The 19890-nt window shown below is 69.4% G+C and carries 12 protein-coding genes; 6 read left to right on the plus strand and 6 right to left on the minus strand.

Features of this window, described 5'->3' with window-relative positions:
• From AC3WQY_RS20865 to AC3WQY_RS20885, 5 genes are all read left to right on the plus strand, one after another.
• Positions 1-2174: alkaline phosphatase D family protein (locus tag AC3WQY_RS20865; RefSeq protein ID WP_492710469.1), on the plus strand; the 2174-nt coding region annotated here is incomplete at its 5' end.
• Positions 2175-2309: 135 nt separating this feature from the next.
• The gene (locus AC3WQY_RS20870; RefSeq protein WP_492710470.1) at positions 2310-3200 is read left to right on the plus strand and encodes an ABC transporter ATP-binding protein; all 891 of its coding nucleotides are present in this window, start codon (positions 2310-2312) and stop codon (positions 3198-3200) included.
• 10 nt (positions 3201-3210) lie between these two features.
• Positions 3211-6798 carry an ABC transporter permease/M1 family aminopeptidase gene (locus AC3WQY_RS20875; protein ID WP_492710471.1) on the plus strand — a complete coding sequence of 1196 codons (3588 nt, stop codon included), beginning with the start codon at positions 3211-3213 and terminating at the stop codon, positions 6796-6798.
• Between the two features lie 58 nt (positions 6799-6856).
• The gene (locus tag AC3WQY_RS20880) at positions 6857-7753 is read left to right on the plus strand and encodes an SPFH domain-containing protein (RefSeq protein ID WP_339601337.1); all 897 of its coding nucleotides are present in this window, start codon (positions 6857-6859) and stop codon (positions 7751-7753) included.
• Between the two features lie 16 nt (positions 7754-7769).
• Positions 7770-7982 (plus strand): type II toxin-antitoxin system antitoxin, encoded by a 213-nt coding sequence (locus tag AC3WQY_RS20885; protein WP_285234956.1) that lies wholly within the window; start codon positions 7770-7772, stop codon positions 7980-7982.
• 5 nt (positions 7983-7987) lie between these two features.
• Here AC3WQY_RS20885 and AC3WQY_RS20890 read toward each other — a convergent pair whose 3' ends face one another.
• From AC3WQY_RS20890 to AC3WQY_RS20910, 5 genes are all read right to left on the minus strand, one after another.
• Positions 7988-9880, minus strand: a complete 1893-nt coding sequence (locus AC3WQY_RS20890) for a putative bifunctional diguanylate cyclase/phosphodiesterase (protein ID WP_492710472.1) — start codon at positions 9878-9880, stop codon at positions 7988-7990.
• Between the two features lie 8 nt (positions 9881-9888).
• Positions 9889-10434: a YfiR family protein gene (locus tag AC3WQY_RS20895; RefSeq protein ID WP_492710473.1), complete on the minus strand. Its 546-nt coding sequence runs from the start codon at positions 10432-10434 to the stop codon at positions 9889-9891.
• Between the two features lie 3 nt (positions 10435-10437).
• Complete coding sequence (locus tag AC3WQY_RS20900) at positions 10438-12399, minus strand: TonB-dependent receptor plug domain-containing protein (RefSeq protein ID WP_492710474.1); 1962 nt, start codon at positions 12397-12399, stop codon at positions 10438-10440.
• A gap of 85 nt (positions 12400-12484) precedes the next feature.
• Entirely contained in the window at positions 12485-14545 is a 2061-nt protein-coding gene (locus AC3WQY_RS20905; RefSeq protein WP_492710475.1) for an ATP-dependent helicase, read from the minus strand.
• Between the two features lie 22 nt (positions 14546-14567).
• Positions 14568-17021, minus strand: coding sequence for a hypothetical protein (locus AC3WQY_RS20910; RefSeq protein ID WP_492710476.1), 2454 nt, complete (start codon positions 17019-17021; stop codon positions 14568-14570).
• Between the two features lie 94 nt (positions 17022-17115).
• Here AC3WQY_RS20910 and AC3WQY_RS20915 point away from each other — a divergent pair, with 94 nt between their 5' ends.
• Entirely contained in the window at positions 17116-18639 is a 1524-nt protein-coding gene (locus AC3WQY_RS20915) for an alkaline phosphatase D family protein (RefSeq protein ID WP_492710477.1), read from the plus strand.
• 4 nt (positions 18640-18643) lie between these two features.
• Here the strand turns inward: AC3WQY_RS20915 and AC3WQY_RS20920 are convergent, their stop codons facing one another.
• Positions 18644-19807 carry a serine/threonine-protein kinase gene (locus tag AC3WQY_RS20920; protein WP_492710478.1) on the minus strand — a complete coding sequence of 388 codons (1164 nt, stop codon included), beginning with the start codon at positions 19805-19807 and terminating at the stop codon, positions 18644-18646.
• Positions 19808-19890: the final 83 nt, after the last annotated feature.

The raw sequence follows: 19890 nt of genomic DNA on the forward strand, positions 1-19890 counted from the left end.
CCGACACCCCCATCCCCGCCACCCCGGCGGCCAGCGGCGCCTACAAGTTCCCGCAAAGCGTGGCCTCGGGCGACCCCAAGCCCGATGGCGCCCTGCTGTGGGCGCGCGTGCTGCCCGCCAGCGCCGACGACATCGCCGTCAGCCCCGCGGCCGGCAACTTCCAGGTCAAGCTGCGCATCAGCAGCGCCAACCAGAGCGCACTGCTGGGCAGCAACACCGCATTGGCCGGCAGCATGGACGCCGAGGCCGACGTGCCGGTCTACGCCCTGTATGACCACACGCTGCGCCACCGCATCAGCGGCCTCAAGCCGGCCACGGTCTACTACTACCAGTTCAGCGCCGGCGACGCGCGCTCCAAGGTGGGCCGCTTCAAGACCGCGCCCGCCAACGACGCCGACATCGACAGCCTCAAGTTCGCCTACATGACCTGCCAGGACTGGAGCGTCAACCACTGGGCCGGCATGAGCGCGCTGGCGCAGGAGAACCTGGACTTCATCGTCCACCTGGGCGACTACATCTACGAGGCCGTGGGCGCCGATTACCAGCAGGGCGGCGTGGAGCCGGCGCACGGCGCGCTGATCCTGCCGCAGGGCACGCCGCTGCCCTCGGGCGGCCGCTATGCCACCGTGATCGACGACTACCGCTACCTCTACAAGCGCTACCGCAGCGATGCGCGCCTGCAGGCCCTGCACGAGCGCTTTGCCTTCGTGGCGATCTGGGACGACCACGAGTTCTCCGACGATTGCTGGCAGGACCGCGAGACCTACGACAACGGCAGCTACTCGGCCACCACCGGCGGCGACAACACCGCCCAGCCCTCGCGCCGCCGCGCCGCCAGCCAGGCCTGGTTCGAGTACATGCCGGCCGAGATCAGCTTCACGCTGGACCCCGGCTATGGCATCGGCAATATCCGCATCTACCGCGACCTGAAGTTCGGCAAGCTGATGCATCTGGTCATGACCGACCAGCGCCTCTACCGCGCCGACCACATGATCCCCGAGGCCGCGCTCAACCCGCTGACCGGCCAGCCGCTGGGCCAGATCGGCGCCCGCTACATGGTGCCCGAGACCTCGCTGTACGGCGTGGAGGCGCAGAAGATCGCCGCCGGCGCGGCCTTGCCCGACCCCTACAGCCTGGTGAGCGTGCTGGGCACGGCGCAGCGCCAATGGTGGATGGACACCATGAAGAACTCCACCGCCACCTGGAAGATCTGGGGCAACGAAACCTCGCTCTTGAAGATGAGCGTGGACGGCGCCAAGATCCCCAGCGCGCCGGCCGTCTTCAAGACGCGCTTCATCGTCAACGCCGACCAGTGGGACGGCTTCAACGCCGAGCGCAAGCTGCTGATGAACCACCTGGTGGCCAACAAGGTCAGCAATGTGGTGGCGGTGACGGGCGACATCCACGCCTTCTTCGCCGGCGTGGTCTGGGACGACTACAACGCCGCCAACCCCAAGCCCGCGATGGTGGACCTGGTGACGGCCGGCATCTCCAGCAACAGCTTCTTCAGCTATCTGCGCGGCGCCGCCGCCACGCCCGCCTTCGCGCCGGTGCAGCCGCTGGTGGAGATCAACGAGGCGGTGGCCGAGGGCATCGCGATCCAGATGCTGTCGGCCGCGATCGCGCTGGGCGCCGGTGTCACCGACCTCAGCAACACCGCCGCCATCCAGGCCGCGGTGGTGGCCGCGGTGGGTGCGGGCCTGATCCCGCTGGCCGCGGTGCAGCCCACCCCGGGCCTGAGCACGGCGGTGATCAACACCCTGGACGAGACCCTGGCCGGCCAGATGGGCGGCATGATCGCCGGCACCATCGCCGGCCTGGCGGCGAGCTCGCGCTCGGCCGCGGCGATGACGCTGTACGGCCTGATCGCACAGAAGCTGGCCGCCGCGCTGGGCGTGCCGGTGAGCTTCGTGCCCGCCAGCGAGGTCGTCAAGCGCCTCAACCCCTTCGCCAACAGCACCACCGGCGCCGCCCCCGCGGCCAACAACCCCTGGATCAACCACGCCGACACCGAGGCCCAGGGTTTTGCGGTGGTGAGCCTCAGCAAGACCGAGCTGCTGTGCGAGTTCCGCAAGGTGAATCGCCTGAGTGCCGGCAGCGCGCCGCTGACCCCGGTGGCCAGCGTCAAGCGCCTGAAGGTGCTGGCGGGCAAGGCTGAGGTGCTGCCCGGCTGATTCCGCCCAGGCTGCAGCCCAGCCGCCCAAAGCGCCGCTTGCTCGCAAGCGGCTCGCCGCAACGCCGCGCCGTGGAGACACTGCGCGGCGTTGCGCTTTCAGGCGCCATCAAAACAAACCGAGGACTCTTTACCCATGCTCAAGCTCACCGGCCTGACCCATGTCTACGCCAACGGCACCAAGGCGCTGGACAACGCCACGCTCGACATCCCCAAGGGCATGTTCGGCCTGCTGGGCCCCAACGGCGCCGGCAAGTCGACGCTGATGCGCTGCATCGCCACCCTGCAGACGCCCAGCGCCGGCAGCATCCAGTTCGGCGACATCGACGTGCTGAAAGCCCCGGAGCGCCTGCGCGCCACGCTGGGCTATCTGCCGCAGGACTTCGGCGTCTACCCGCGCGTCTCGGCCTATGAGCTGCTGGACCATCTGGCGGTGCTGAAGGGCATCGCCCACGCCGGCGAGCGCCGCGACACGGTGGAGACCCTGCTGGCCCAGGTCAACCTCTGGGACGTGCGCAAGAAGGCGGTGGCCGGCTATTCGGGCGGCATGCGCCAGCGCTTCGGCGTGGCCCAGGCGCTGATCGGCAAGCCCCAGCTCATCATCGTCGACGAGCCCACCGCCGGCCTCGACCCCGAGGAGCGCAACCGCTTCAACAACCTGCTGGCCGAGATCGGCGAGAGCGTGGTGGTGATCCTCTCCACCCATATCGTCGACGACGTGGCCGACCTCTGCCCGCGCATGGCGGTGATCAGCGCCGGCCGCATCGTGCAGACCGGCGCCCCGCAAGACCTGACCCTCACGCTCAAGGGCCGGGTCTGGCGCCGCACCATCGAGTCGAGCCAGCTGGCCGGCTACCAGCAGGACCTGACGGTGATCTCGAACCGCCTGCGCGGCGGCCAGACCGTCATCCATGTGCTGGCCGACCAGCTGCCGGCCGCCGGCTTCGAGCCGGTGGAGGGCGGGCTGGAGGATTTCTACTTCGCCACGCTGGCGCAATCGCGCCGCGCCACCGCGCCGCAAGCCTGAGGAGCGCGCGATGCTTGCCAAGATTGCCGCCTTCGAGGCGCGCTACCAGCTGCGCTCGCCGCTCTTCGCGGTGGCCTTTGTGCTGTTCTTCCTGCTGACCTTCGGCGCCGTGACGATCGACGAGATCCAGATCGGCGCCAAGGGCAATGTCAACGTCAACTCGCCCTACGCCATCCTGCAGACCCTGGGCACCATGAATCTGCTGGTGATCTTCGTCGTCACCGCCTTCGTCGCGAACGTGGTGATACGCGACGACGAGACCGACTTCGCGCCGATCCTGCGCGCCACCCGCGTCAGCAAGTTCGACTACCTGCTGGGGCGCTTCCTGGGCGCGTTCGGCGTCGCCTTCCTGGTCTGCTGCGCGGTGCCGCTGGCGATGCTGGTCGGCTCGGCCATGCCCTGGCTGGACGCCGAGAAGGTCGGACCCCTGGTGCTCTCGCACTATGCCTGGGCGCTGCTGGTCTACACCCTGCCCACCCTGCTGGTGATGAGCGCCGGCTTCTTTGCCCTGGCCACCGCCACGCGCTCGATGATGTGGACCTATGTCGGCGTGGTCGCCTTCATGGTGCTCTTCATCACCAGCCGCGTGATGCTGGCCGACCCGGCGCTGGACACGCTCTCCTCGCTGGCCGATCCCTTCGGCGTGGGCGCGCTGAGCCGCGTCACCAAGTACTGGACCAGCGCCGATCGCAACAGCATGCTGCCCGCCCTGCAGGGCGTGCTGCTGTGGAACCGCCTGCTCTGGCTGGGCGTGGGCACGGCGCTGTTTGCGCTCGCCTACGGCCTGTTCCGCTTCGAGGCCAAGGGCGCCAAATTGGCCAGCGCCGCCGGCAAGGCGGCCGGCGACCCGGCGCCCGCGCCCAAACCGCTCGCCAGCCCCAGCCAGGGCGGCCGCGCGAGCTGGCTGCAGTTCAAGGCGCTGACGCGCTTCGACATGGCCTTCGTGTTCCGCAGCCCGGCCTTCTTCGTGCTGCTGGCGCTGGGGGTGTTCAACGCCATCGGCGCGATCTCGCTCACCGGCGAGACGCGCGGCGTGGCCTATCTGCCGGTGACGCGCGCGGTGGTGGAGGGCCTGCTGGGCGGCTTCACCCTGATCCCCATCATCATCGCCGTCTACTACGCCGGCGAGCTGGTGTGGCGCGACCGCGAGCGCCGCATCCACGAGATCGTCGATGCCACCGCGGCGCCGAGCTGGGCCTTTCTGGCGCCCAAGGTGCTGGCCATCACGCTGGTGCTGCTGGCCACCCTGGTGGTGGGCGTGGCCACCGGCATGCTGTTCCAGCTCTATCACGGCTACACCCGCTTCGAGCCGGGCGCCTATCTGCTGTGGTTCCTGCTGCCCAGCCTGATCACCGCCTTCCTGCTGGGCGTGCTGGCGGTGTTCGTGCAGGCCCTGGTGCCACACAAATTCGTCGGCTGGGCGCTGATGCTGGTCTACACGGTGCTGGGCACCACCATGGCCAATATGGGCTTCGAGCACAAGCTCTACAACTACGCCGACACCGCCAGCGTGCCGCTCTCCGACATGAATGGCATGGGCCATTTCTGGATCGGCCGGGCCTGGCACCAGGGCTACTGGCTGGCCTTCGCGGCGATGCTGCTGGTGCTCACCCACCTGCTGTGGCGCCGCGGCGCCGAGACCAGCCTGCGCCCGCGCCTGGCGCGCCTACCGGCGCGGCTCAAGGGCACGCCGGGCGTCCTGCTCGCGCTCAGCACGCTCAGCTGGCTGGGCCTGGGCGGCTGGATCTACTTCAACACCAACATCCTCAACGAGTACCGCACCCAGCCGGCCGAGGAGCAGCGCCAGGCCGATGCCGAGCGCGCCCTGCTGCCCTTCGAGAACCTGCCCCAGCCCTCCATCACCCATGTGACGCTGAAGGTCGATCTCTACCCGCAGCAGATCCGCGCCATCGCCACGGGCAGCTACCAGCTGGAGAACCGCAGCGGCCAGGCCCTGAGCGCCGTGCATGTGCGCTTCGATCCGAATCTGAAGGTACGGCAGCTGGAACTGGACGGCGCCACGCTGGACAAGGAATACCCGCGCTTCGGCTATCGCATCTACCGCCTGGCCACGCCGATGCAGCCGGGCGAGCGGCGCGCCCTGCGCTTCGAGTTCCTGCGCGAGGAGGCGGGCTTCGTCAACAGCCAGCCCTTCACCCGCATCGTCGCCAACGGCAGCTTCCTCGACAACTTCGAGCTCACCCCGGTGCTGGGCGTGAGCCGGCGCATCTTCCTGCAGGACCGCAGCAAGCGCCGCAAATACGGCCTGCCGGCCGAGCTGCGCGTGGCCAAGCTGGAAGACCAGGAGGCCAACGCCCACCACTACCTGCGCCACGACAGCGACTGGGTGACGGCCGACATCACCCTCAGCACCGATGCCGACCAGACCCCGCTGGCGCCGGGCTACACGGTCAGCGACACCATCACCAACGGCCGCCGCACCCTGGTCACCAAGACCGAGGCGCCGATTCACAATTTCTTCTCGCTGCAATCGGCGCGCTACGCGATCCTCAGGGACCAATGGGTGGGCCGTGAGCCGGTGGAGCTGGCCGTCTACCACCATCCCGCGCATGCCAGCAATGCGCCGCGCATGCTGACGGCGATGCGCACCTCGCTGGAGCTGTTCAGCCAGTCCTTCTCCAACTACCAGTTCCGCCAGGCCCGCATCCTGGAGTTCCCGGCCTACCAGCGCTTTGCCCAGGCCTTTGCCAACACCATGCCCTACTCGGAGGCGATCGGCTTCATCCAGGACTTCAAGGAAGACAAGGCCGACGAAAACATCGATCTGGTCAGCTATGTGACCGCGCACGAGTTCGGCCACCAGTGGTGGGCGCACCAGGTGGTGGGCGCCGACAAGCAGGGCATGACCCTGCTGTCGGAATCCTTCGCCCAATACTCGGCCCTGCTGGTGATGGAGAAGCTCTACGGCCGCGAGCAGCTGCGCCGCTTCCTCAAGCTCGAGCTGGACCGCTATCTGCGCGAGCGCGGCGGCGAGACGGTGGAAGAGCTGCCGCTGGCGCGCGTGGAAAACCAGGGTTATGTGCATTACCGCAAGGGTGCGCTGGTGATGTACTGGCTCAAGGAGGTGCTGGGCGAGGAGGTGCTGAACCGCGCGCTGCAGAAGCTGCTGGCGCAGTACGCCTTCAAGGCCGCGCCCTACCCCGCCTCCAGCGACTTCCTGCGCCTGCTGCGCGCCGAGGCCGGCCCGCAGCATGAACAGCTGATCGCCGATCTGTTCGAGCACATCACGCTCTACGACCTGAAGGCCAATGACGCCAAGGCGCGCAAGCGCGCCGATGGCCGCTACGAGGTGACGTTCAGCGTCGAGGCCAAGAAGCTCTACGCCGATGGCAAGGGCCGCGAGACCGAGGCACCGTTGGACGAGGGCTTCGAGATCGGCGTGTTCAGCGCCGAGCCCGGCAAGCCCGGCTTCAAGAAGAGCGCGGTGCTGTTGCTGGAGCGGCGCGCGCTGAAGTCCGGCAAACAGCTGTTCAGCCTGGTGGTGGACCAGGAGCCCAAATGGGTGGGCGTGGATCCCTACAACATGCGCATCGATCGCAACTCGGACGACAACCTCAGCAAGGTGGCCTTGCAATAGCGCTTGCCTGCCCTGCCGAATGACATTAAAGTGATATCACCTTTATGGGAGAGATCACATGCAAGTGCGGCAGGAGATTCGTTCCGAGAAAGTGGCCAGCACGGCCAATGGCTATGCGGCCGTGCTGCTGGGCCTGTTGGGCATTGCCGGCGGCCTGGCGCTGCTGGCCACCGGCGCTGAGGCCGGCACGCTGGCCCGGATACTGGGCGGGCTGGCGCTGCTGATCGCCGCGGCGATCGCCCTCGCCGGGCTCTATATGCAGCAGCCCAACGAGGCGCGCATCCTCACCCTGTTCGGGCATTACAGCGGCACCGACCGCCAGGACGGCCTGCGCTGGGCGAACCCGCTGAAGCTCAAGCGCAAGCTCTCGCTGCGCGCGCGCAACCTGAACGCGCCCACGCTGAAGGTCAACGACAAGCGCGGCAATCCGGTGGAGATCAGCGCCGCGGTGGTCTGGCGCGTGCAGGACACCGCACGCGCCATCTTCGAGGTGGACGATTTCGAGGCCTATGTGCGCATCCAGGCCGAGGCCGCGATCCGCCATCTGGCGGCCCAGTTCGCCTATGACGAGGGGGATGACCTGGATACCGGCGAAACCACCTTGCGCGCCGGCCAGGACGAGGTGGCCGCGGCCCTGGTGGCGCAGCTGCAGGAGCGCTTCGAGCAGGCCGGCGTGCGCGTGCTGGACGCCAAGATCACCCACCTGGCCTATGCACCCGAGATCGCCCAGGTGATGCTGCGCCGCCAGCAGGCCGACGCCATCATCAGCGCGCGCAAGAAGATCGTGCTGGGCGCGGTGAGCATGGTGGAAGAGGCGCTCAAGGGCCTGAGCGAGCGCGATATCGTGGTGCTGGACGACGAGCGCAAGGCGGCCATGGTGTCCAATCTGCTGGTGGTGCTGTGCTCCGACAAGGAGACGCAGCCCATCGTCAACACCGGCACGCTTTACAACTGATCGCCCCTAGCCCCGCATGGCCAGCCCCGACAAGAAGAGCTTTGCGCTGCGCCTCGATCCGGCGCTATGGGCCGAGATCGAGCGCCTGGCCGCCCAGGAGCTGCGTTCGGCGAACGCGCAGATCGAGTACCTGCTGCGCGACGCGCTGGCCAGGCGCGGCATCAAGCCGGCATCACAGAGCATCCCGCGCGGACGCCCGCCCGCAAGGCGCGAACCCGGAACGGATTAGTCTGTTCAGCCCTGCGGCCGCTCGCCGTACCAGGCCTGCCAGGGCTGCACCCGCACCAGCTCGCCCTGCGCATGGCGCCGCAGCAGCTCGTGCAGCTGCGCCGGATTGAGCGGGCGCGAGAGGCCGAAGCCCTGGAACTGGTCGCAACCCATCTGCACCAGGCAGTCGCGGTCGGCCTCCATCTCCACGCCCTCGGCCACCACCAGCATGTGCATCGAATGGGCGACGCGGATGATGGACTCCACCAGCATGCGGCCGTCCGGGCTGCCCGCCAGGCCGTTGACGAAGAGCCGGTCGATCTTGAGCTTGCGGCAGCGCATGCGGCGCAGATAGGCCAGCGAGCTGTAGCCGGTGCCGAAGTCGTCGATCGCCAGCACATAACCCTGACTCTGCAGGGCCAGCACGATGGAGTCGGGCTTGTCCAGATCCTCGAACACCGAGGACTCGGTGAGCTCGAACTCGAGGCTGGCCGGCCCCAGGCCCAGCTCGCCGAGCAGGCCCAGAAAGCGCTCGCGCTGCTGGGCGCGCCGGCATTGGCGCGAGGACAGATTGATCGCCACCGGCGGGCAGTTCAGGCCGGCGGCGTGCATGGCGTCGAGATCGCGGCGCAGCACGCGCAACGCATGCAGGCCCAGCTCGACGATCAGGCCCGAGGCCTCGGCCACCGGGATGAACTCGGCCGGCGAGACCCAGCCGCGCTGCGCATGCTGCCAGCGCGACAGGCCCTCGAAGCTGAGCAGCCGGCCCTGGGCATCGAACAGCGGCTGATATGCCAGCTCCAGCGTGCCCGCCTGCAAGGCCTCGCGCAGGTCCTGCTCCAGGCGCAGGCGCGCGCGCTCGCCCTCGCCGAACTCGGGCGAGTAGAGCTGATAACCATCCTTGCCCTGGCGCTTGGCATGCACCATGGCAGCATCGGCGCATTGCATCGCCTCGGTGGCATTGCCGGCATCGCGCGGCACCAGGGCCACCCCCACCGAGGCGCTGACGCGCAGCCAGTTGTCGCGGTCGCCCACCGGCTGCGGCAGCAGGCTCAGCACCTGCCCGGCCATGCGGCGCGCCTGCTCCTCGTCCACCGGCGCCTCCATCAGCATCGCGAACTCATCGCTCGCCAGGCGCGCCACGGTATCGCCCGAGCGCGCCAGGCTGCGCAGGCGCTGCGCCACCGTCTGCAGCACCAGATCGCCGCAGGCATGGCCGTCGTTGTCGTTGATCTGCTTGAAGTTGTCGAGGTCGATCACCAGCAGGGCCAGGCCCTGCCCATGGCGCGGGCCGCGCTGCACCGCGCGCTCCAGCGCAAGCCGGAAGGCCTCGCGGTTGGGCAGATCGGTGAGGGCGTCGTTGAGGGCCAGATAGCGGGTGCGGCGCTGCGCCTCGCGCACATCGGCGCGCAGGCGGTGCGCGGCCAGCCAGGCCAGGCCCAGCGCCGCCACCAGCATGCCCGAGGCCACGCCGACGAAACGCAGCAGGTCGATCCAGATGCCATCGCGGCGCGCCTGCACCACCAGGCGCCCGACGCTGGTCTGGTTGGCCTGCACCGCCGCCACGACCTCCTGCTGACCCGCCATGCGCTCCAGCCAGCCGCGCTCCAGCCGCACGCGCTGATAGCCGCTCAGCGTGCTGCCATCGGGGCGGAACAGCACCGCGGTGACGACCTCGGGCGCATCGTCGAAGGCGCTCAGGATCTCGGCCGCGTCGTCGCGGTTGTCGAACACCATGGCGGCCGAGGCGGTGCGCGCCACCAGATTGACCTGGGTCTGCAGATCCTCCTGGAAGCGTTCGGCCAGGGCCAGGTATTGCGCCAGCGTGAGCAGCAGGGCAAAGGTCAGCAGCGCGCCGATCGCCAGCATGGCATCGCGCTGGCGGTAGAAGAACTGCTGCAGGTCGAGGTTTTTGATCATCGTCAGGTTCAGGCCTTGCGCACATAGCGGGCCAGCCGCAGCAGCTTGGTGCTGATCTCCAGGCCGGCGCGGCGCGCCGACTCCAGGCCGATGTCGAAGACCACGCGGCCGTCCTCGATCTGCAGGCTCAGCATCGCGCCCAGGCTCAGCATGGCCGGCGCCTCGGTGACCAGCAGCACCGGTTTGTCGGCCACCGCGGCGCGCGGCGCATCGAAGCCCGCGCCCACCAGCGCGACATGGCAGCCGCCCAGCTGCTCGCCGCGCACGCGCCGCAGCTCCAGCGCATGGCCGTTGACGCGGCGGCCGGCCAGGCCCTCCAGCGCGGTGGCCAGCGGCCCCTCATCCGCCAGGCACAGCTGCAAGGCCTGGCCCTGCGGCAGGGCGGTGCCGGGCCATTCCACGAACAGCAGGCTGCGGAACACGATCTGCGCCTTCAGCTCCTCGGGCGGCAGGGGCTGGGCACTGGCTGCCGCCATCGCCAGCAGCTGCGCGCACAGCAGCGCCCATCCGCGCGGCGGCCGGCGGGGGGTGAGGCGCAGTGCGGACAAGCCCATGGTTCAGAAGCGGATCTGCCAGTCCAGATGCAGGGAGCGCCGCGGCCGCGGCAGGCGCGTGGACAGCGTGTCGGGCGGCGCGGGGTCGTAGTTGGCGCGATCGGTGGCGTTGAGCACCCGCAGGGCCAGGTCTTGCCCCCGCCAGCCGGTGTAGCGCAGCACCGCGTTGAGGCTGTACAGCGCCGGCACCTCGCTGCGGCCGAGGCGCTTGTCCATCGCCAGCCACTCGGTCGCGAGCGTCCAGTCGGGCCGCAGCGGGGCGATCAGATGCCCCTTGAAGAGCCAACGCGGCGAGTTGCTGAGGCGCTCGCCGCGGTTGCGCGCGTCCGCCAGCGAGAGATTGGCGCGCCACTGCCAGCCCGAGGCACGCCGCTGCTCCAGGCCCAGGTCCAGGCCCTGGGTGCGCACGCGCGAGAGGTTCTCGTAGCGCGACAGGCCCTCGTCGCCCTGCAGCGGCACGAACTCGATCATGTCGCGCATGCGCGTGACATAGGCATTCAGGCTGAAGGCCAGGTCGGCGCCCAGCGCACGCTCCCAGGCCAGCTCCAGCGTGCCGAGCTTTTCCGGCGCCAGGCCGGGGTGGGCCAGCTGGGACACATCGTCGGCATAGAAGCGCTCGGCCAGGTTGGCGGGCCGGAAGGCGCGCCCGGCCATCAGCTTGATGGACTCGTCCTGGCGCGGCCGGTAGACCAGGGCCAGGCGCGGCGACCATTGCGCCGTGCGGTCCTGCACGCGGTCCAGGCGCAGCCCGGTGGTGAGCTGCCATTGCTCGGAGAGATGCCAGGAGTCCTGCGCGAACAGGCCCAGGCTGCGCAGCGGCTCGTCGCTGTCCAGCAGCAGGCGGTAGGGCTGCTCGTCGAAATTGCGCTGCACGCCATGGCGCAGCAGGCGCGCATCGACGCCCAGTGCCAGCTCATGGTTGAGCCAGCCGCGCCATTGCGTGCGCGCCTCCAGGCCCAGCCAGCGCGCCACCGCCTCGTCGCGGTTGATGAGCAGCGGCGCGTCCTCGGTCTCGCCGGCATAGACATAGCGGCCATGGAAACCGCTGCGCGCCAGCGAGAGGCGCAGGCTGCGGCGCCAATCGCTCACCCAGGCACCGTCGTAGGCGATCTCGCCATACAGGTACTGGTCGCGGTAGTCGGTGCCCGGCGCGCCCGGCAGGGTGCCATAGGGCGCCACCGCGATGGCCTTGCTGCGCACCATGCTGGCGGCCGAGACGCGCCAGGCGCCCAGCCGGTATTTCAGGAAGGCGCTGCTGTAGGACAGGCCGTCCAGGCCGCCCAAGCTGCCGGCGGGCAGGCCCAGCTCGGGCAGCTCCAGGGTCTCGCCACGCGCATGCTGCAGGTTCAGGCCCACGAAAAGGTCGCCCCCGCCCAGCTCGGCACTGCCGTACTGCAGCATGGCGCGGCGCTCGCCAAAGCTGCCCAGCGAGCCCTTCAGCGTCCAGCCCGGCGCATCGGCGCCATCCAGGGTGACGAGGTTGACCACGCCGAACAGCGCATTGCCGCCGTACACCGAGGAGCCCGGGCCATGCACCAGCTCGACGCGCTTGACCCAGTCGGCCACCAGGGGGAACTCGAACTCGGGCAGGGCCTGGTCGTAGAGCGCATCGTTGACGCGAAAGCCGTCGATCGCCACCAGCAGGCGCGCGTTGTAATCGCCCGGCCGGTTGAAGCCGCGCACGCCCACGCTGGAGTACTGCCGCGTGCTGCTCAGATAGATGCCGGGCAGGCGCTCCAGCATGTCGGCCACCGTGACATGGCCCAGCTGCGCCGCCTCCTGGCGCCCGAACACGCTCACCGCGGCCGGCGCATCGAGCAGGCTCTGGGCAAATCGCGAGGGTCCGAGCACCTCTTGGCGTAACAGGCTTTCGAGTGCGGCTTCGTCGTCCGCCGCGGCCTGGGCAGTGTTCGCCAGCAAGGCCAGCGATCCCAAACGCAGCAGCCCCAGGAGAGCATGTCTCATTGATTTTTTTGGGCCTCAGCGGACCCTTGGCAGCTGAGCAACTACTCTACGGCCTGCGCTACGGAATGTCACACGCGAAGCGTGCTCAGCCGCGATTTTGTTCCTGTTGCGCCGCATTGCTGGCGGCGCCCTTGGCGGCAAAAGATTCACGTAAGCGTTTTAGTTTCTCGCGCGGGTCTTCCTTGATGCTGCTTTCGTGCAGCTTCATCTCGGCGATGAAACGGCTGGGGATGCCCATCACCAGCTCGCGCGCCTTCTTGCGCCGGCGCAGGGTGCTCACCGCCAGCGTGGTGCGCGCGCGGGTGATGCCCACATACATGAGGCGGCGTTCTTCCTCGAGGCGCTGCGCGGTCATCTCCTCCTCGTCGGCCTTGAAGGGCAAGAGCCCCTCGTTAACGCCGGCCAGGAACACATGCGGCCATTCCAGGCCCTTGGACGCATGCAGGGTGGTGAGCACGACCTGGTCCTGCTCGTCGCCGCGCTCGGCCAGCGAGAGGATCACGCTGATGGTCTGCGCCACCTGCAGCACGGTCTGCTTGGGCTCTTCGAAGCTGCTGCCGCCGTCCTGCGTGATGTGGCCGCCGCAGCGCTTGGCCACCCAGTCGACGAAGTCCAGCACATTGTTCCAGCGCGCCGCCGCGGCCTTCTCGTTCTCTTCGTTGTCGTAGAGATGCTGCTCGTAGCCGATGTCCTTGAGCCACTCCATGAAGAGCGCCTTGGCGTCCTCGCCGCCCTCGGTGTGGCGGGCCTTGTACTCGAGGTCGTTGATGTAGCGGCCGAACTCGTGCAGCGAGCCGATCGCCTTCTTGCTCAGCACGGTGATGAGCGAGTCGGAGAACAGCGCCTCGTACATGCTGACCTTCCACTTGCCGGCGAACTGGCTCAGCGAGCCCAGCGTCTGGTGGCCGATGCCGCGCTTGGGCGTGGTGATGGCGCGCAGGAAGGCGGGGTCGTCGTCCTGGTTCACCAGCAGGCGCAGCCAGGCGCACAGGTCCTTGATCTCGCTCTTGTCGAAGAAGCTCTGGCCGCCGCTGACCTTGTAGGGGATCTCGGCGCGGCGCAGCGCCTGCTCGAAGATGCGCGCCTGGTGGTTGGCGCGGTAGAGGATGGCGAAATCGGCGAACTTGACTGCCGCACCGAGGTTGGCACGGATCGCCTGGATGCGTGCCACCGCGCGCTCGGCCTCGTGCTCCTCGCCATCGGCTTCCAAGAGGGCCACCGGCTCGCCGTCGCCGAACTCGCTCCAGAGCTTCTTCTCGAACAGCTTGGGGTTGACGGCGATGACGTTGTTGGCGGCGCGCAGGATGTTGCCGGTGGAGCGGTAGTTCTGCTCCAGCGGGATCACCTTGAGCTGCGGGAAGTCCAGCGGCAGGCGCTTGAGGTTTTCGATGGTGGCGCCGCGCCAGCCGTAGATGCTCTGGTCGTCGTCGCCCACCGCGGTGAACATGGCACGCTCGCCCACCAGCTGCTTGAGCAGGTCGTACTGCACCGCGTTGGTGTCCTGGTATTCGTCCACCAGCACATAGCGCAGCTGATCCTGCCACTTGCCGCGCGCCTCGGCGTCCTCGGTGAGCAGCTTGAGCGGCAGGCTGATGAGGTCGTCGAAGTCCACCGCCTGGTAGGCCGCCAGGCGCTCCTGGTAGCGGCCCATCACCACCGCGGCGACGCGCTCGTTCTCGTCCTTGGCGGCCTTCATCGCCTGTTCGGCGTTCAGGCCCATGTTCTTCCACAGCGAGATGGTCCATTGCCAGGAACGCGCCTGGTTGGCATCGGTGGTGCCGCCGGCATCGCGCAGCACGCCCAGCACATCGTCGCTGTCGAGGATGGAGAACTGCTCCTTCAGGCCCACCCGCGTGCCTTCGGCGCGCAAGAGCCGCACGCCCAGGCTGTGGAAGGTGGAGATCGCCAGGTCCTTGGCGGCGCGTGCGCCCACCAGCTGCTTGGCGCGCTCGCGCATCTCCTGCGCCGCCTTGTTGGTGAAGGTGATGGCGGCGATGTTCTTGGCCTGGTAGCCGGCCTGCAGCAGGCGCGCGATCTTGGTGGTGATGACGCGCGTCTTGCCCGAACCGGCGCCGGCCACCACCAGGCAGGGGCCGTGCAGATGGTGCACCGCCTCGAGCTGGGCGGGATTGAGGGTTTCGGCCATGGCGGGAACGGGAAAGGGAAATCTAGGCGGTGCGCCGGCCGCGCATCATATCGGGCGGGGCTTGCAGGCCCAGGCCCAGCAGCAGCAGCGCCTCGAACACAAAGGCAGCGCGCGGCGCATCGACCAGGCTGTCGAACAGACCCACCACCAGAAAGCCCAGCAAGGCCGCCGCCAGGGCCGGTGCGAGTTCATGCTTGCGCGCCGCCCCCAGGCTGAGCCTCCAGAGCGCCATCAGCAGCAGGGCACTCCACAGCCCCAGCCCCACCAGACCCTGCTCGAACAGCACATGCAGGGGCAGGCTCTTCATATGCCAGGGCAGGTGCAGCTTGTCGCTGGAAAACAGCCAGTACGCCAGCTCCTCGCTGAAGTCGCCGTTGCGCAGCAGTTCGCGCCCTTGCGCGTCGCTGAGCTGCAGGTCCGACACCATCAGCATGCGCTCGCGGCTGGCCAGGGCCACCGAGAACACCACGGACTCGGGCGCATACCAGCGCCCGCCCCAGGACGCGCGTTGCCCCAGCATCAGTGTCAGGTCTTGCCATTGACCCGGCTTGGCCTTCACCGCCACGTCTTTCTCGACGCAGCCATCGTCATAGAGCAGATGCTTGTTGCACAACTCGGCGTGAAAGCTCAGGTCCTGTTCGGCGCGCAGCCTGGCGCGCAAGGTGATCGGGCCCTCGGGAGCGTCGATACGCTGCGAGACGCGCAGCAACTCGCCCCAACCCAGCGTATGGGTGCCGCCGGTCAGCGTCAGCGCCGTCTTGCCCTCTTGCGTCACGACGCGATAGTCGCCGGGCCGCTCCTTGTCGCCCGAGGCCAGGAAGTTGGCCGAGGCAAAGCGCCCCGCGCCGCGCCCCCACCACAGCTGGGTGCTGCCGTCCAGCAAGCCCAGACCTTGGCGCCAATGCTGTTCGCGCGTGCCCATGTCGCGATCCGTGCTGCCCAGGCGCGAGCCCAGATAGGCCCCGCCCAACAGGCTGCCCACCAGCATGGCGCCCAGCAGCAGCGCGCCCAGCGCGGCACTGCGCACGCGCCAGGACAGGCCTTCCAGTTGCCAGCCCGGCCGCCCCGCCAGCAGCGGCGTCAGCGCCAGCCCCAACAGGGGCCAGGCCACCGTGCCGAGCTCGACCGCACCGGACCAGCTCCAGGCCACCACCGCCACCTGGCCCAGACTCCAGTACCAGGCGCCCCACATCAGCAGCTCGCGCAGCACGCCCAGGCGCTTGGCACGCAGGCCCAGCAACAGGCACAGCAGGGCCGACAGCAGGCTCAGCACATAGGCGGACTTGGGCACGCGCTCGGCCACGCCGGCCGAAGCCAGCGTCAGAAAGATGCCGAGCACCGCGCCGCTGAACAGCACCAGCCCGCGCTGCTGCGGGGTCCAGTCGCCGCCCTCGCGGCGCGTGCCCAGCAAGGCCATCAGGCTCAGCATCAGGGCCAGCACCACCCTATAGCCGCCCGTCGGGAAGAGCAGCCAGGCGGCCATCAAAGCCAGTGCCAGCACCAGCGCCAGACCGCGCAGGTCGACCACCTTGTACGCCAGCTTGCGCGGCACGGCATGGGTGCGCCACCACAGCGCCAGCAGCAGCAACGCGCCCAGCAACACCGCCAAGTAAAGCCCGCGCGAGAAGCTGGTCAGCACCGCGTAGGCCGCCAGCAGGGCCAGCAACAGCAGGGGCACGAACAGGCGTGGCGAGCGAAACCTCAGCAGGCCCGCCAGCACAAAGGGAAAGCCCATGGCCAGCGCACCGTCCAGCGTGGCGCCGCCCACATGCATCTCCCAGAAGCTGCCGGTGGTGCGGTAGTCGGCCGAGAAGTTGAGCAGCCCGGTGTAGGCCCAGCGCTCCGCCAGCGCAGGCAGGCTGGCGGCCAGCAGGTACAGGCACAGCGAGGCGATGACGAGCCGGTCCAGGCCAAGCCCGCCCCGCTCGGCCAGGCGCGCCGCGCGACTCCACACCGGCAGCAGCAGCAGCGCCCAGAAAAAGGCCTTCACCGCACGCAGGCTGTTCATGGGCTCCAGATAGCCCTGGAACCAACCGAAGCTGAAGCCGCCAGCGTCCTCCAGGCCGCGCTGCGCCGCCAAAGCCAGGCTCGCGGCATAGGCCAGCAACAGCAAGGCCTGCCCGGGCGTCCACAGCAGCGGACGCGCGCTGGGGGGATGCAGGCCCGGCCGGACCCGGGCACGTGCCAGATAGCCACCCACCGCCACCGACAACACCAGCAGGTCCATTTCCTCAAAGCTGATCCAGCCCGTCCACGGCGCGAAGCCGAGCAGCGGGATGGTCGCCAGCATCAGCCAGGGCCAGCGATCCGCCCAGCGAAAAGCCGCCGCGCTGCTCAAGAGCAGCAAGGCCGCGGCCAGCGCGGGCCAGCGCGGGTAATGGCCGGACAGCCAGAGTCCGGCGAGCAGACAAGCCAGCGCCATCAGCCCGGGCATGAGCCGCCAACGCTGGGAGCCGATGGGAATGGATGGGTTCATGCGCGTGCCAAGCTCCTGTGCGGCGCATGATAGCCAGCCGCCGCATCCTATGATGCCCCCACCTGCCGCAGCGGCCTCCGCGCCCACTCTCTGCATGCACGATCCCAGCCGCCGCCGCTATCTTGCCGCCGCCCTTGCCGCCGGCAGCGCGCCGCTGTTCATCCGCCATGCCGGCGCGGCCGAGGCCGGGCAGCGCTTTGCGCTTGGCATCGCCTCCGGCTGCCCGCGCCCGGAGCGGCTGGTGCTGTGGACGCGGCTGATGGGCGAGGATCTGCCGGCCAGCGTGCCGGTGCAATGGGAGCTGGCCGAGGACGAGGCCTTCGGCCGCATCGCCGCGCGCGGCAGCGAGACCGCCCTGGCGGAGGATGCGCACAGCGTGCATGCCGAACCGCAGGGCCTCAAGCCCGACCGCTGGTATTGGTATCGCTTCAGCGCACTGGGCACGCGCAGCCCGGTGGGGCGCACGCGCACCGCGCCGGCGGCCAATGAGGCGGTGGCTTCGCTGCGTTTTGCGATCGCCTCCTGCCAGCGCTGGGACCATGGCGCATACGCCGCCTGGCGCGACATGGCCGGGCAGGAGCTGGACCTGGTGCTGTTCCTGGGCGACTACATCTACGAATACGCCAGCCCGCTCACCAGCAATGCGCCGCGCCGCCATGCCGGCGGGCCCTGCCGCACGCTGGCCGATTACCGCGCCCGCTACGCCCAGTACAAGTCCGACCCGGCGCTGCAGGCCATGCATGCGCGCGCGCCCTGGATGCTGACCTGGGACGACCACGAGATCGAGAACGACTATGCCGCCGGCCAGTCGCAGACCCTGGACCCCGGCTTCGCGCGGCGCCGTGCCGACGCCACCAAGGCCTACTGGGAACACCAGCCCTTCCCCAAGGCGCTGCGGCCGCAGGACACCGAGCTGCGCATCGTCGACCAGCTCGACTGGGGCCGGCTGGCGCGCCTCATCACCCTGGACGATCGGCAGTGGCGCGACCCGCAGGCCTGCCCCAAGCCCGGCCGTGGCGGCTCCAACACGGTGGCGCTAGCGGATTGCCCGAGCTTGCTGGCCCCCGGCCGCACGCTGCTGGGCGCCGCCCAGGAGCAATGGCTGGCGCGCAGCTGGGACGCCGAGCGCCCCTGGAACCTGTTGGGCCAGCAAACCCTGATGACGCGCATGAACTGGGGCACGGCGGCCAAGCCGAGCTACTGGACCGATGGCTGGGACGGCTATCCCGCCGCGCGCCAGCGCCTGCTGCAGGGCATGCGGGCGGCCGGGGCGCGCAACCCGGTGGTGCTGGGCGGCGACGTGCATGCCAACTACGTGGCCGATCTGAAGCTGGATTTCGACGACCCCAAGGCGCCGGTGCTGGCCAGCGAGTTCTGCGGCACATCGATCAGCAGCCAGGGCCTGCTCAACGAGCGCGTGCAGCGGGCGCTGGCGCAGAACCCGCATATCCGGCTCGGTCGCAGCGACGAGCGCGGCTACATGCTGTTCCAGCTCACGCCCGGGCGCCTCGAGGCCGAGTTGCGCAGCGTGCTGCAGCCCTGGGACGCGGCCAGCGAGATGCGCGTGCAGGCGCGCTTTGCGGTGGAGGCCGGCAGGCCCGGCGCGCAGGAGGCCTGAGCGCTCAGTCGTGCGACGGCTGTGCCGCCGAGGCCGGCAAGGCGCTCAGCAGGCGGGGCTGCGCGCGCTCCTGCAGATCGCGCCAGACCTCGGCGCTGGCGCTGGAGGCGGGCGGCGGCAGCTCGGGCTTGGCACGCCGATGCTGATAGGCCAGCCAGGCCAGCGAGGCGCACAGGCTGATCGCCGCCAGCACCACCAGCCACCGGGTCCAGGGCCGCGGCCTGCGCCGCCGGCTGGGCGCGCTGGGCATGGGCTCGGCCTCGGGCAGCAGGGTGGGCACGGGCGTGTGGGCCAGCGCCGAATGGCTCTCGCCCGCCATCCAGGCCTGGATGTCGCGGGCCAGCGCCTGCGGCGATGCGTGGCGCTGCGCCAGCGACTCGGCCACCGCCTTGTGCAAGAGCGCATCCAGGCTGTAGCGCTGCGCACCGGTGAGCGACAGCCAGGTGGCGAGCGAGCGCACCGGGGCGTTCTGCGTTTCCTGCTTGGGCAGGCGGCCGTTCACCAGCAGGCACAGCAGCATACCCACCGCAAAGGCCTCGCTGGCATCGCTGGGCGGCAGGCCCGCGGCCAGCTCGGGCGCCACGAAGGGCCGGGCCGCGCTGCAGAAGGGGGCGTCCAGGTTGTCGGCGGCGTCGAACTGCGACACCAGGCCCTGGCCCATCAGATAGAGATGCTGGGCCGGCGTGAGCCACAACATGCTGGGATCGAGCTCGCGCAGCACCATGCCCTGCTGATGCGCGCTGTCGAGCAGCTCGCACAGCTCCAGCACCAGTTGCAGGCGCTTGTTGAGCGGCAGGTCCATGGCCGCGGGCAGCAGGGGCTGGCCCTCCACCCAGGCGAGCACCAGATAGGGCAGGCCGGCCGGGGTGAGGCCGCTGTCCAGCGTGGCGATCAGGCCGGGCCGGCCGAATTCGCCGCCGTCGGCCTGGCCATCGGCGAAGCGCAGCAGCACGGCCTTGGCATCGTCGGCATGGTGGAACACCAGCACCGCCGCATGATCATCGATCGCCAGCGCATGCTCGGCCTTGTACCAATGGCCCGAGGCGCAGGCCTGCAAGGGCTGGACGATGCGCCAGACGCCCAGGCGCTCGCCCTCCGGCAGCAAGGGCACGGCGGCCGGTGCCGATGGGCTGACGGGGTCGGGGTCGCTGAGGTAGTCGTCGCTCATGGTGAACCCCGCATATTAGCCGCCCGGGCTGGCTGGCCGGTCCCCGCTTTCAGCTTCCGTTCATGCCCGGCTTGCGATACTCG

It is taken from the genome of Roseateles sp. FW301-B2 (assembly GCF_058788955.1).

Excerpts from the sequence above, each read along its gene's own strand:
- AC3WQY_RS20870 (WP_492710470.1), top strand. The coding sequence starts at position 2,310 with ATGCTCAAGCTCACCGGCCTGACCCATGTCTACGCCAACGGCACCAAG.
- AC3WQY_RS20875 (WP_492710471.1), top strand. The coding sequence starts at position 3,211 with ATGCTTGCCAAGATTGCCGCCTTCGAGGCGCGCTACCAGCTGCGCTCG.
- AC3WQY_RS20880 (WP_339601337.1), top strand. The coding sequence starts at position 6,857 with ATGCAAGTGCGGCAGGAGATTCGTTCCGAGAAAGTGGCCAGCACGGCC.
- AC3WQY_RS20885 (WP_285234956.1), top strand. The coding sequence starts at position 7,770 with ATGGCCAGCCCCGACAAGAAGAGCTTTGCGCTGCGCCTCGATCCGGCG.
- AC3WQY_RS20890 (WP_492710472.1), bottom strand. The coding sequence starts at position 9,880 with ATGATCAAAAACCTCGACCTGCAGCAGTTCTTCTACCGCCAGCGCGAT.
- AC3WQY_RS20895 (WP_492710473.1), bottom strand. The coding sequence starts at position 10,434 with ATGGGCTTGTCCGCACTGCGCCTCACCCCCCGCCGGCCGCCGCGCGGA.
- AC3WQY_RS20900 (WP_492710474.1), bottom strand. The coding sequence starts at position 12,399 with ATGAGACATGCTCTCCTGGGGCTGCTGCGTTTGGGATCGCTGGCCTTG.
- AC3WQY_RS20905 (WP_492710475.1), bottom strand. The coding sequence starts at position 14,545 with ATGGCCGAAACCCTCAATCCCGCCCAGCTCGAGGCGGTGCACCATCTG.
- AC3WQY_RS20910 (WP_492710476.1), bottom strand. The coding sequence starts at position 17,021 with ATGAACCCATCCATTCCCATCGGCTCCCAGCGTTGGCGGCTCATGCCC.
- AC3WQY_RS20915 (WP_492710477.1), top strand. The coding sequence starts at position 17,116 with ATGCACGATCCCAGCCGCCGCCGCTATCTTGCCGCCGCCCTTGCCGCC.
- AC3WQY_RS20920 (WP_492710478.1), bottom strand. The coding sequence starts at position 19,807 with ATGAGCGACGACTACCTCAGCGACCCCGACCCCGTCAGCCCATCGGCA.